Here is a 12337-nt window from a genome sequence, read left to right on the forward strand (position 1 = left end):
CGGAGTTTTTTCATTTTAATATAGAACCTAAAACACTTTCTTAATTTACAATTACTTTCTTAACCACCGTTTGATCGTCCGCAGTAATTCGTAAAATATAAAAACCTTGCGGAATATTTTCGACAGAATAACTATTATTGATTACAGCAGGATTTTTGATTTGCTGCATGATTTGCCCATTGATATTGATTAGTTGAATTTCGTCCAATTTGATTTCAGTAGCAATAGAAATCCTGTGATTGTTTGTTGGATTTGGATACACCACTAAGTCGTCGTTCAAGTCAAATATTGGTGCTGTTAGATACACGTTTGGCCAGCGATTTTCGGCAACTTGTCCTCCCCAAATAAGTGTGGCTAAATAAGGATTGTCAATAAATGGATTTCTATTTCCTTGACCGTACGCATTATTAGCATTTCCTAGATAGGTGTTTCTTGTGTCTTCATAAGTCGAAACAGGATCTTGAGCGTTCCATTGCAACAGTAAATTAATCATATTGGAATCTAATGCGTTTACAGTTCCTGAAGCTACATTTTTTGGCAAACATTGGTTTCCGTAACGCAAATACATGTACATCATCATTCGTGCAATATCGCCTTTCCATTCGTCGCCAGGATACCAAGTGGCTCCTAAACTTTGTGAATTTCCTGAGCCTGCACTGAATTTTTTACTTCCTCTGTCGCTATTTCTTTGTACGTCAGCAGCTCTCAGATGATGTGCATCAGCTCCAGCACCTGCAGTTCCTAGATTGGGCGTTCCTAAAGATTTGGCGTAAGTATGTTCGCGGTTCCATTGGCAAGTTGCGCCACCGCCATCACTATCTTTATTTCTTCTTCTATGGTCGTTGTCATCTGCAACTGAAGAAGGACAAATTGAGGGACTGAACCCATAGACAAGTAGTACATTTGTATTCGAAGTATCAAGCGGATCTAAATCCACAACTTGTATCGCATATTCTGCTTGTTGATAGCTTAAGAGTTTTGAATGCGTTGAAATGATTTTTGTACTCAATGCATTTTTTAAGGAAGTACCTGTTTGATTCCAGTTGAATCCATTGTAATATGTTGCAGGAGCTCCTTGTTGTGCAAGTAATAATATTGAATTTAATAGGAAAAGAAAAGTAATTTTGTTCTTCATTAGAAACTATTTTAGGGTAGCAAATGTAACTTATTATTTATGTTTTTTAAGTTATTTAACATTTGTTGACGAATTTGTATAAAAAAAACCAACGCGTAATACGTTGGTTTTAAAAATTTTGATCAGCAAAGGTTAATTCACGATTACTTTTTTAACTACTGATTGACCGCCATTTGAAAGACGTAAAAAATAGAATCCAGTAGGGATATTTTCAATAGTGTACGTACTGTTACTTGATGCAGGTTTAGTAATTTGCTGCATAATTTGACCATTAACATTGATTAGTTGAATTTCATCAATAGTGTCTTCATAACTAATATTGATGCGATGATCATTTGATGGATTTGGATAAACAGTAACAGCAGCAATTGTATTAAATTGAGTTGTAGAAAGTGAAGCGCCCCAAATTATTGCAACATATTCTGGATGATCAACAAATGGATTTCGATTGTTTTGATAGTTATAAACAACATTATTTCTGTTTGTTTCCTTAACACTCACAGGATCTGCAATATGCCATTGGTAAAGCATGTCTAATGTCCATTGCGAAAAAACTTTGTTGCTGGTTCCATCGAGCATCGAGTCGCCATCTGAATCATTTCCGGTCCAGTTTGCTACTACATCTTGATATCTTGTAGCCATGTAGAAATAAATACGTGCAAAATCGCCTTTAAATTCGTCCGCTGGCTCAAAAACTATCGCACTTGGAGCTCCAGGAGCTATGTTATTTCCTCTCTTGGATCCATTAAATGAAGTGAAATTTGCAGTTCCAACAATTCCATAGGCAAAATTCCCTCTAACTCCGTTAACGTATTTGTCAGCGGGAAGAATATGATATGCGTCACTTACCATTGGAGCAGCATCATTAAACCAACTTTTTGGAAAAGAATGTTCGCGGTTGTATTTTTGACATTGTGATGTTCCGCTACTTCCTGTGTCTTGGTCGGTTCCAAAAGTCATATTACAGTCTGAATACATGTCCCATACTTTTCCATCGGCTCGAACATCAGAAGTGTAATACAGGTTCCACAAAGCAGCGTATCCTTTGTCAATCGCGCCAGTACTAATAATTGTTTTCAACTGGGTTTTCAAGGTATATCCAGTTCCAGTTGCATTGTTATAATAGTTTGCTGGCGCTTGAGCGAATAATACAACTGATACTAATAAAAGCAAAAAAGTGTAATTTTTTTTCATTTTCTTTTCAAATTAAGGGAAACAAATATATGGGAATAATTTCGCCCTTTTACTTTTTTAACAACTAATAATTAGGTAGTTAAAAAAGCGAAAGGGCGATTTGTTTTTATTGTTATTCTTTTCGTTCTAAAAGTGCCATATAAAATCCGTCAAAACCGGATTCCGACGCTAATATTTTTTGGTCTTTTATGAAGGTGAATTTCTTACCATTATCGGTTTTTAAGAATTTTTCCACCTGCTCTTGATTTTCGGAAGGTAAAACGGAACAAGTTGCATAAACCAGCTTTCCACCGGGTTTTACAATTCGAGAATAGCTTTCTAAAACTTCAGCTTGGACTTTTTTGATGTTGTCAATAAATTCCGGCTGCAGTTTCCACTTCGCATCTGGATTTCTTTTTAAAACTCCTAATCCGCTACAAGGTGCGTCAATCAAAACGCGATCTGCTTTTTCTTGCAACTTCTTGATGACTTTCGTCGAATCAATAATTTTATATTCAATGTTGAAAGCACCGTTTCTCTTCGCTCTAATTTTCAACTGCTTCAGTTTGCTTTCGTACAAATCCATTGCAATCAACTGGCCTTTGTTTTCCATCAATGAAGCCATATGAAGTGCTTTTCCACCAGCACCAGCACAAGTGTCAACAACTCTCATTCCTGGTTTAACGTCTAGAAAAGCAGCTACTAATTGTGAATTTGCATCTTGCACTTCAAAGAATCCGTTTTTAAAAGCGTCCGTCAAAAACACATTTGCTCTTTCTTTTAAAACCAATGCATCGTCGTGTCCTTTGACGAATTCAGTATCAATGTCTAAATCCATTAATATGGCGCGAAGTGCTTCTTTTGTAGTCTTTAAAGTATTGACTCTCAGAATAACTTTTGCAGGTTGGTTTTGTGCAGCAATTTCTTTGCTCCATTTTTCTTCGCCTAATTCTTTTACGCCAAGTTCGTCCATCCAGTCTGGAATAGATTCTCTATAAACTCTGTTTTTAGAAAGCTCGTCAAAACGGCCTTTGATTTTTCGCTCCGGCGTTCCATCTAATTGGCGCCAATCCGGTATTGGGTAACCTCTCAAAACTGCCCAAACAGCAAACATCCTCCATAAATCCTCACGGTCAAACGGTTCTTTTACATCTGCAATCTCTGCATACAATCTTTTCCAACGTACTATTTCATAAATTGTTTCCGCAACGAACTTACGATCGTGGCTTCCCCAACGTTTGTCTTTTTTTAAAGCTCGCGCTACTACTTTGTCTGCATATTCTCCTTCATTAAAAATTGCATTTAATGAATCAATAGTTGTGTAAACTAAATTTCTGTGTAATCTCATTCTTTGTATTTGATTTGCAAAGGTACATTTTTTTTTTGTTGATAAATTTCAGTATTTAGAGGAGATATTATACCAAAAAATACATAACTTTTCAATAGATAAATCTTAAGAAAAAGATTTATAGTAGTAGTAATTGATATTATTAAATATATCCATATTAACTACTAAAATATACTATAAAATAAGTAAATTTTTTATTTTTCTCTTTTTAGTAGTTAATTTTAATATATATTTGTGGTATAAAATTTAAATATATGAAAGCAATATCTTTAAAGTTAGAACAGTCCATTTTCGAAGATACAGAGCGGATTCTCAGTCAAAGGGCCATCTCTCGAAATAAGTACATTAACGAAGCACTTGAGTTTTACAACAAAATTCAAAAAAGAGAACTGATCGAAAAGAAATTAAAAGTGGAATCGGATTTGTCCAAAAAGTTTTGGTAAAATTATCCTTTAATAAATTAAATAATATGTCAAGATGGTAAATCAATTTGAAATTTGGATTGCTGATTTTAATCCGCAACTGGGAACAGAAGGAGATAAAAAGCGTCCTGTGTTAGTAATGCAGACCAATTTATTAAATGCTATTCCGCATGCAACAACGGTAATTTGTCCTTTGACTGATATTGTAAAAGAAGATTTTGATATTTTACGGGTACATTTAAAATCGGGTATGGCTAATTTGACGCAGGACTTCGACGTAATGATCGATCAAATTCGAGCACTTGACAATAAAAGACTGATTGAGAAAGTAGGGAAACTTCCTGAAGATATGATTCAGAAAGTAAAGGAAAACATTACGATTTTACTTGATTTAGAGTAAAAAATTAGATTAAAATTTAGTCGTGTTTGCCGTCAAAATACGTATTCCATTTTCCTTGGACTTTCATGACTTGTTCGATAACTTCACGAACAGCTCCTTTTCCTCCATTTATGTGGGAAATGTATTTTGAAATCGATTTAATTTCAGAAACCGCATCTTGTGGACAAGTGGGTAAGCCAACTAATTGCATCACGTGATAATCGGGAATATCGTCGCCCATATAAAGTACGTGTTCCGGATTGATGGTGTAGGCTTCTGTATATTGTTTAAATGTTTTCACTTTGTCTGAAGAACCTAAATGGATTTCGCTAATTCCTAAATTTTGGAGTCGGATTCTTACACCTTCATTGGAACCACCCGAAATAATACAGACATTGTAACCGCTTTCAATAGCCGCCTTCATTGCAAATCCATCTCGGATATTCATGATTCGCAACATTTCTCCGGTCTGAGAAACGTGAACAGAACTGTCGGTTAAAACGCCGTCAATGTCAAAAATAAAAGTGGTAATGTCGTTTAAAGTTTCTTTATAGCTCTTTGCCATTGCTTTGGATGGATTCAGTTAATAATTTATAAATATTTCGCTGCATCTTATTTGGTTCTAAAAAGTCCAAATGCGATTCAATCGTTTGTTGGTCGTTTCTTTTTGCAGGACCTGTTTGTGCTTCAACAGGAGACAATGTTTCGATTTTAGAAGCAGTTTCTTTTATCAAAGATTGTAAAATGCTGAATGGAATTTGATTTTCTATGCAAATTTCGTTGCCAATTTGGTACAGGTGATTTACAAAATTATTTACGTAAACCGCAGCTACATGAAGTGCTCGTCGCTGTTGTGAATTAATAATATGTGTTTTCTCTGAAATTACTTGGGCTAATTTTTTCAAGATTTCTAAATCAGCACTGAATTCAGTTTCAATGCAAATTGGAATCTGAGAAAAATCAACATTCTTGCCTTTTGTAAAAGTCTGCAACGGATAAAAAACACCTCTTCGGTTGTGGTTGCTTATTTGTTCTAAAGAAACGCTTCCCGAAGTATGCACTACGAGTTGGTTTTTCAAAGGAAAATGTAAGGAAACTTCAGCAATGGCATCATCTGAAACGGCTATGATAAACAGATCAGTCGGAACTAAATCGTCCCAATTAGAAGTGAAGTTCAATGATGAATCGATACGATTTCCATCTTCGTAATTCCGAGAATAAACCTGCTCAATAACAACGTCTGATTGCTGCTGGAATGCATGAATTAAATGTTGCGCTACATTTCCGTAGCCAATGATAGTGATTTTTACCATACCGCAAAATTATTCAAAAAATAAGGATTTATCAGTTATAATAATTTCAACCATGCATTTTTTAATTTCAACCATTATAAATTAGTAAAAATCTTGTACAATAGTTCGAAAAACATGTGATTTTCAATGTGACTTAACTTTTTATCTCCCGAAAATATTTTGGATTTCCCCTATTTCTTTTAAGGATTATTTAAGATTTGGTCGCCTTTTGTTTTAGGACAATGCTAACATTTTTGCGTACTTTTGCACAACTTATAAAAATCTAATTTCCACTACAATGGATAAAAAAATAGTTTCGGTTCTCGGCTCCATTTTCTTTTCAACACGTTTAATGGCTCTTTTATTTGTTTCGTTTGCTGTTGCAATGGCAGCTGGAACTTTTATAGAAAGTAAATACAATACTGATACTGCTCGAATCATGGTTTACAATGCCTGGTGGTTTGAAGCAATCATGTTTTTATTCATGGTCAATTTCATCGGAAATATCAAGCGTTACCAATTGCATAAAAAAGAAAAATGGGCGTCTTTGCTGCTGCATTTGTCTTTTATCTTCATTCTTGCAGGTGCTTTTGTTACAAGATACATCAGTCATGAAGGGATGATGCCTATTCGTGAAGGTGAAATGTCAAATGAATTTTTATCGGACAAAACATTCCTTACTATTTTTGTGGATGGCGAATATTTGGGCGAAATGAAACGCAAGACCCATGAAAATCCACTTTTAATGTCTCCGGCTACGAATAATGATTTTTCCATAAATAGTAAATTCGACCAAACACCTTATAAAATTGAATACCAAGATTTCGTAATGGGTGCCACTCAAGAAATCGTTAAAGATGCCAATGGAATTGTATATCTGAAAATGGTGGAATCTGGTGATGGTACGCGACACGAACATTATTTAAAATCAGGTGAAGTTGAAAACTTACATAACGTTCTGTTTTCTTTGAATAAATATGTAAAAGGTGCAATTAACATCAACACAGAAGTACAACCTTATACCATTCAAGCCCCATTTGAAGGCGAGTTTATGCGAATGTCCGATCAGTTGAAAGGAAAAGTGACAATGAATGACGTCCAACCTTTGATGATGCGATCACTTTATAATTTAGGTGGAGCACAATTTGTGTTTCCTGATCAGCCGATGAAAGGTAAAGTAGCCTACAAAAGTAATAATGATTACAAAGATGTACGAACAGATGACGCACTTGTGCTAAAAGTTTCTTCTGGAAATGAGGAAAAGGAAGTAACACTGGTTGGAACGAAAGGAAAAATGGGAGTACCGACTGTAGTAAAAGTGGGCGATTTAGAATTCACTTTGATGTACGGAAGTAAAGTGTACAATACGCCATTTAAGGTAAAACTGAATGATTTTATCGCACAGAAATATCCTGGAACAGAGAAAAGTTATTCCACCTTTGAAAGTAAAGTGGAAGTTATTGATGGCGAGGAGAAATTTGATTACCATATTTATATGAATCATGTATTGGATTATAGAGGTTATCGGTTTTTTCAAGCGCAATTTGACGAGGACGAAAAAGGAACGATTTTATCCGTAAACAGTGATTTCTGGGGAACTTGGATTACGTACATTGGCTACTTCTTATTATACTTCGCTATGATGGCAATTATGTTTACCAAATATTCTCGTTTTGCAGATATTAAACGAAAATTAGAAAAAGTAAAATTGAAAAAAGCGAAATTGACTGTAATCGTTTTACTATTGAGTTTAAGTGGTTTTGCACAAGAACCGCATCAGGAAAAACCATTTGACTTAAAATCGATTGATTCTTTAATTCAGAAATATAAAGTTTCAGAAGATCATGCAGGCCGATTTGGTAAATTAGTAGTCCAAGATGCAGGAGGTCGAATGAAACCTGTAAATACTTTTTCCTCAGAATTATTGCGAAAAGTGAGTCATTCTGATACGTACAAAGGAATGAATGCCGATCAGGTTTTCTTGTCGATGACGCAATTTCCAAATGCGTGGTACCAAGTGCAAATGATTTACATGAGTACGGGTAACGATAGTTTGCGTAAAATTATTGGAATTCCTGCCGATCAAAAGTTGGCTGCTTTTATTAATTTCTTCGACGAAAAGGGAAATTATAAATTGTCTCCATATTTAGATGCGGCTTACAAAACGGCGAATCCAAATCAATTTCAAAAAGATTTCGTAGAAACGGATAAGAAAGTAAATCTATTGAGTTCGGCTTTATTTGGAAGTATTTTGAAAATTTTCCCAATTCCAAATGATGCGAATAACAAATGGGTTTCTTATCCGGAATTAGGAGAGACGAATATTAAAGGAATGGATTCGACTTTCACGAAACAAATTATTCCTATTTATTTAGCGTCTTTGAGTAATGCCGCGAATACCGGTAAATACAAAGAATCTGATTTTTATCTGGATGGAATTCAAAAATTTCAGAGAAAGTTCGGATCGAAAGTAATGCCATCTGATGATAAAATTAGTTGGGAAATTCTGTACAATAAAATAAATATTTTCAAAAATTTGTTTTTCCTCTACATGATTGGAGGAATTTTAATGATCCTTTTAGTAGTGGTTAAGATTTTCAACGAGAAAAATAAAGTACTGAAATTCTTGGTCAATTTCATGCATGTTTTTATTGCCGTATTATTTTTAGCACATACAGTTGGATTGATAGGAAGATGGTATATTGCTGGTCACGCTCCGTGGAGTAACGCTTATGAGTCCATTGTTTACGTGGCTTGGGCTACAATGTTCTTTGGTTTAGCTTTTGACATTAAATCAAAATTGACCGTAGCATCGTCTGCATTTGTAACTTCAATGATTTTAATGGCAGCTTACGCCAACTGGGTAGATCCTGAAATTGCAACGTTGCAACCGGTGTTAAATTCGTATTGGTTAATGATTCACGTTGCTGTAATCGTGGCCAGTTACGGACCATTTGCTTTAGGAATGATTTTAGGACTTGTTTCGTTGATATTAATTTTGTGCACAACAGAGAAAAACAAAGTTGTAATGGAATTAAACATCCGAGAAATCACTTACATCAATGAGATGGCTTTGACGATTGGACTGATTTTGTTAACCATCGGTAACTTTTTAGGAGGTCAATGGGCTAATGAAAGTTGGGGAAGATACTGGGGTTGGGATCCAAAAGAAACGTGGGCTTTGATTAGTATTATGGTTTACGCTTTTGTAATTCACATGCGTTTTGTTCCTGCTTTAAGAGGTAAATGGGTATTCAACTTGATGAGTATGTTTGCGTTCTTGTCCATTTTATTTACCTATTATGGAGTAAATTTCCACTTGGTAGGTTTGCATTCGTATGCAACAGGTGAAGCTAAATCATTAAGTTGGATTTGGGAAACCGTAATCGTAATTACCATTATTGGCGCGATTAGTTATCCAAAGTATAGAAAGTATTATAAGAAATAGTATTTCTTTTAGATATAAAAAAAGGGATTCAATTGTAATTGAATCCCTTTTTTGCTTTTAATTATTTATATAAAATACCTTTAAAATTATTTGGGCGTGACCCAAGGGTCGGGTCTTCCGCTCCCGCTTTTATTGTCTCGCCCAAAAAGGCGATACAATAAAGAGCTCCACTTCAACCCCTCACGCGGAAATCAAATTGTCTATAGAAAATTCAATTACTTCTTCTTTCAATTGTTGAAGCAAATAAAAAACCATTAAGACTTAATTCACTTAATGTCTTAATGGTATTAATACAATTTCTTAAAGTTTTCGACTCTTTTAAATTGGTTTTTTTTTAAAATATTTAGACTTTTCCCAAAGTGTACAATTGTTCTAATGTAGGAGATACACTTCCTCCTGCTGGTTCTAAAGTAATTCCAAAAGCTTCTGCTCCACTGGCATTGTTAACTGCAAAAAGACGCGAATCGTTTGCTTTAAAATTATCTAAAAGACCAATGCTTGTAGGTGTAAGTGGATCTAGTTTTAATGCCCAAACTTGGTACACAAATCCTTCAGGAGGTTCTGGCAATCCTGCCGCATCTACGTAAACCGTCTGTGTGCCTTGATTCCAATACACTTTTGCGGTAGATTCTGGCGAAACCGCTTGACCTCCAAGAGCGACAACCGTGTTGTTCTGGTCACGAACAACTGCTAATAAACTTTCGGTTTGCGTTTGATTTAATTTTACGGTGTTTAATTGTTTCGACAACGTATCATTTTCAGTTTCAACAGAGGCAATTTGGTTTTTAGCCGAATCCAATTGCGTGTATTGCCATGCAAATCCAGCCATCAGTAATACGGCTGCAGCCCAACCAATGTAAGACATTGCATTGCTTTTTGGTTTCATTTCCACCACTTTTGGTGCGTGTTTTTCAATCAAGCTTGCTTTTATTCTGTCGTAATTGGACGCCGAAAGATACGGTGCCATACTATACGACAAGCTAATCACGGCTTTCTCAATTGAAATAATTTCGTCCTGAATTTCAGGATGTTTTTCTGCCATTTGGGCTACTTCTGCAGTTTCTGATTCGCTTAGCGTACCAAAAACGTAGAGTTCTAAAATACCCGATTCGATATATGCTCTAACTTCCATCATACTTGTAAAAAGTTTCTTAAATCATTAATGCAATTTCTATTTTGCGTTTTGACCGTTCCCAATGGAATTTCAAGTTCGTCCGAAGCTTCCTGTTGGGTATAACCTTTAAAAAATAATAGGTTAATTATTTGGATGCACTTTGGCTTTAACTTCTTTACAAATTCTTGAATTCCAATGCTGTCGATCATGTGCGACAGTTTGTTACTGTCGTCAAGTAGATGTACGAAATTATCAGAAGATAAGTTTTTTTTGCTATTGTTAAATCCTTTAGAACGTAATTTATCGATGGTTGTATTTCGAGCAATATTGATAATCCAGGTAAAGAATCTTCCTTTACTGACGTTATACTGTTCGATGTTTTTCCAAATTTTTACAAATACTTCTTGCAATACATCTTCCGCTTCCTCACGGTCGTTTATCAAATTATAAATAACGCCGTACAGATTTTTAGAATACATATCATACATTAAAGTAAAAGCCTTGTCGTCTTTTTTTAAGATTAAAGGCAGTAATTCTTCTTGTGTCATGATGTCGAGTTTGTTTGTTTCATAAACATTTTTTTAAAGGTAATTTAAAGATAGATAAAATCAAGCTATTTCGGTGTCTCGAAGCTTAATTTAAACGCGGATTGAAATCTTTAACTAATGTTGAATGAAAATTTTAAGGTTACTTTCACAAAACTAGCAGGAGGTTTGTTTAATTTTATAAAAAATATGAACTCATGAAAAATTTATTCTTTCTCGCATTTACAGCACTTTCGTTAGTAAGTTGTATGGACAATAATGCTCAAAATAAAAACACGTCAGCGGTTAAAACAGATCAAACAATGGAAAAACAAAGCATCTATCAATTTAAAGTAACGGATTTAACAGGCAAAGAATTCGATTTTGCTTCGTTGAAAGGCAAGAAAATTCTAGTGGTAAACACGGCTTCAAAATGCGGATTGACACCACAATATGAAAATTTGCAAACGATTTACGACCAATATAAAGACAAAAATTTAGTGATTATTGGTTTTCCTGCGAATAATTTTGCATCTCAAGAACCAGGAACAAGTGGTGAAATCGCAGAGTTTTGCAAGCAGAATTACGGAGTTACTTTCCCAATGATGGACAAAATTTCTGTAAAAGGAGCTGACATGGCGCCAATTTACCAGTTCTTAACCAAGAAAAGTAAAAACGGTTTAGAAGATTCAGAAGTGCAATGGAACTTTCAAAAATACTTAATTGACGAAAACGGCCATTTAGCGAAAGTAGTTAGTCCAAAAACATTACCGACAGATCCTGAAATTGTAGATTGGATTAAAGCTTAATAAGAATATAGATAATAGAATAAAGAATATAGATTGTGAAGAACAGAAAATGGAGATTAAAAATCGATGTTTTCTGTTTTTTTATGCACCAATGTTGCGCAACTGACCATGAAAAAAACTGACCAGTGAACACTCACCACAAAGTTGCTCAAACTTACAACCTAGAACATACAACCTACAACCTTCAACCTTCCTAAAGCTTAAGTGTCATCAAATTCGCATCTAGCCAACGGTCAAATTTAAAACCAACTTCCTTTAAAATGCCCATCGATTGAAAGCCAAAACGTTCATGAAATTTAATGCTATTTTCATTTGAAGCATCAATAACGCCGATCATAATGTGGTAATTTTCTTCTTTTGCGGTGTCAATCAATTTTTGCAATAAAAGTGCTCCGATTCCTTTTCCAGCAAAACCTTCCTTTACATAAACAGAATGTTCAACAGTGAATCGATAGCCAATTTTAGTTCTAAACGTATCGTACGTTCCAAATCCTAAAATTTCATTGTTTGATTCGATAACAAATGTAGGAAAGCCGTTTGCTTTTTTAGTTTCAAAAATTAGCGCTTGTTGTTCTAAAGTTCGTGCATCATAATCATAAATTGAAGTTGTATTTGCAATAGCGTGATTTACAATTTCTAAAATTGAATCAAGGTCGGATTGTGTTGCTTTACGAAGAGTATATTCCATGAAAA

The 12337-nt window shown here is 34.8% G+C and carries 12 protein-coding genes; 4 read left to right on the forward strand and 8 right to left on the reverse strand.

Going from position 1 to position 12337, the window contains the following annotated elements; all coding sequences use genetic code 11:
* Positions 1 to 40: 40 nt before the first annotated feature.
* The 3 genes from YWA_RS14895 to YWA_RS0109655 all read right to left on the reverse strand — a co-directional run bounded on the left by YWA_RS14895 (position 41) and on the right by YWA_RS0109655 (position 3656).
* Positions 41 to 1135: an endonuclease gene (locus tag YWA_RS14895; RefSeq protein ID WP_022828309.1), complete on the reverse strand. Its 1095-nt coding sequence runs from the start codon at positions 1133 to 1135 to the stop codon at positions 41 to 43.
* 132 nt (positions 1136 to 1267) lie between these two features.
* A complete protein-coding gene (locus YWA_RS0109650; RefSeq protein ID WP_022828310.1) occupies positions 1268 to 2329 on the reverse strand; it encodes an endonuclease in 1062 nt (353 codons plus the stop codon).
* 112 nt (positions 2330 to 2441) lie between these two features.
* A complete protein-coding gene (locus tag YWA_RS0109655) occupies positions 2442 to 3656 on the reverse strand; it encodes an RsmB/NOP family class I SAM-dependent RNA methyltransferase (protein WP_022828311.1) in 1215 nt (404 codons plus the stop codon).
* Between the two features lie 254 nt (positions 3657 to 3910).
* Here YWA_RS0109655 and YWA_RS14900 point away from each other — a divergent pair, with 254 nt between their 5' ends.
* On the forward strand, positions 3911 to 4099 hold the full coding sequence (locus YWA_RS14900; protein ID WP_022828312.1) for a hypothetical protein: 189 nt from the start codon (positions 3911 to 3913) through the stop codon (positions 4097 to 4099).
* Between the two features lie 34 nt (positions 4100 to 4133).
* Positions 4134 to 4478: a type II toxin-antitoxin system PemK/MazF family toxin gene (locus YWA_RS0109665; protein WP_022828313.1), complete on the forward strand. Its 345-nt coding sequence runs from the start codon at positions 4134 to 4136 to the stop codon at positions 4476 to 4478.
* Positions 4479 to 4494: 16 nt separating this feature from the next.
* Here the strand turns inward: YWA_RS0109665 and YWA_RS0109670 are convergent, their stop codons facing one another.
* Complete coding sequence (locus YWA_RS0109670; protein ID WP_022828314.1) at positions 4495 to 5022, reverse strand: KdsC family phosphatase; 528 nt, start codon at positions 5020 to 5022, stop codon at positions 4495 to 4497.
* Positions 5006 to 5770 (reverse strand): Rossmann-like and DUF2520 domain-containing protein, encoded by a 765-nt coding sequence (locus YWA_RS0109675; RefSeq protein ID WP_022828315.1) that lies wholly within the window; start codon positions 5768 to 5770, stop codon positions 5006 to 5008. The genes YWA_RS0109670 and YWA_RS0109675 overlap by 17 nt, the downstream gene beginning before the upstream one ends.
* 277 nt (positions 5771 to 6047) lie before the next feature.
* Between YWA_RS0109675 and ccsA the strand changes: the two genes are divergently transcribed.
* Complete coding sequence (gene ccsA / locus YWA_RS0109680; RefSeq protein ID WP_022828316.1) at positions 6048 to 9197, forward strand: cytochrome c biogenesis protein CcsA; 3150 nt, start codon at positions 6048 to 6050, stop codon at positions 9195 to 9197.
* Between the two features lie 343 nt (positions 9198 to 9540).
* Here the strand turns inward: ccsA and YWA_RS0109685 are convergent, their stop codons facing one another.
* Together YWA_RS0109685 and YWA_RS0109690 are read right to left on the reverse strand one after the other, a co-directional pair.
* Positions 9541 to 10329, reverse strand: coding sequence for an anti-sigma factor (locus tag YWA_RS0109685; RefSeq protein ID WP_026718720.1), 789 nt, complete (start codon positions 10327 to 10329; stop codon positions 9541 to 9543).
* A complete protein-coding gene (locus YWA_RS0109690) occupies positions 10329 to 10859 on the reverse strand; it encodes an RNA polymerase sigma factor (RefSeq protein WP_022828318.1) in 531 nt (176 codons plus the stop codon). The genes YWA_RS0109685 and YWA_RS0109690 overlap by 1 nt, the downstream gene beginning before the upstream one ends.
* Positions 10860 to 11053: 194 nt before the next feature.
* Between YWA_RS0109690 and YWA_RS0109695 the strand changes: the two genes are divergently transcribed.
* Complete coding sequence (locus YWA_RS0109695; RefSeq protein ID WP_022828319.1) at positions 11054 to 11644, forward strand: glutathione peroxidase; 591 nt, start codon at positions 11054 to 11056, stop codon at positions 11642 to 11644.
* A 193-nt stretch (positions 11645 to 11837) separates the two neighbouring features.
* Here the strand turns inward: YWA_RS0109695 and YWA_RS0109700 are convergent, their stop codons facing one another.
* Positions 11838 to 12332 (reverse strand): GNAT family N-acetyltransferase, encoded by a 495-nt coding sequence (locus YWA_RS0109700; RefSeq protein ID WP_022828320.1) that lies wholly within the window; start codon positions 12330 to 12332, stop codon positions 11838 to 11840.
* Positions 12333 to 12337 lie beyond the last annotated feature (5 nt).

The organism is Flavobacterium antarcticum DSM 19726, assembly GCF_000419685.1.
In the GTDB taxonomy this organism is placed as follows: Bacteria; Bacteroidota; Bacteroidia; order Flavobacteriales; family Flavobacteriaceae; genus Flavobacterium; species Flavobacterium antarcticum.

What these genes read in the sequence shown, in the direction of transcription:
- YWA_RS14895 (WP_022828309.1), bottom strand. Translation starts at nt 1,135, where the DNA reads ATGAAGAACAAAATTACTTTTCTTTTCCTATTAAATTCAATATTATTA.
- YWA_RS0109650 (WP_022828310.1), bottom strand. Translation starts at nt 2,329, where the DNA reads ATGAAAAAAAATTACACTTTTTTGCTTTTATTAGTATCAGTTGTATTA.
- YWA_RS0109655 (WP_022828311.1), bottom strand. Translation starts at nt 3,656, where the DNA reads ATGAGATTACACAGAAATTTAGTTTACACAACTATTGATTCATTAAAT.
- YWA_RS14900 (WP_022828312.1), top strand. Translation starts at nt 3,911, where the DNA reads ATGAAAGCAATATCTTTAAAGTTAGAACAGTCCATTTTCGAAGATACA.
- YWA_RS0109665 (WP_022828313.1), top strand. Translation starts at nt 4,134, where the DNA reads ATGGTAAATCAATTTGAAATTTGGATTGCTGATTTTAATCCGCAACTG.
- YWA_RS0109670 (WP_022828314.1), bottom strand. Translation starts at nt 5,022, where the DNA reads ATGGCAAAGAGCTATAAAGAAACTTTAAACGACATTACCACTTTTATT.
- YWA_RS0109675 (WP_022828315.1), bottom strand. Translation starts at nt 5,770, where the DNA reads ATGGTAAAAATCACTATCATTGGCTACGGAAATGTAGCGCAACATTTA.
- ccsA (WP_022828316.1), top strand. Translation starts at nt 6,048, where the DNA reads ATGGATAAAAAAATAGTTTCGGTTCTCGGCTCCATTTTCTTTTCAACA.
- YWA_RS0109685 (WP_026718720.1), bottom strand. Translation starts at nt 10,329, where the DNA reads ATGGAAGTTAGAGCATATATCGAATCGGGTATTTTAGAACTCTACGTT.
- YWA_RS0109690 (WP_022828318.1), bottom strand. Translation starts at nt 10,859, where the DNA reads ATGACACAAGAAGAATTACTGCCTTTAATCTTAAAAAAAGACGACAAG.
- YWA_RS0109695 (WP_022828319.1), top strand. Translation starts at nt 11,054, where the DNA reads ATGAAAAATTTATTCTTTCTCGCATTTACAGCACTTTCGTTAGTAAGT.
- YWA_RS0109700 (WP_022828320.1), bottom strand. Translation starts at nt 12,332, where the DNA reads ATGGAATATACTCTTCGTAAAGCAACACAATCCGACCTTGATTCAATT.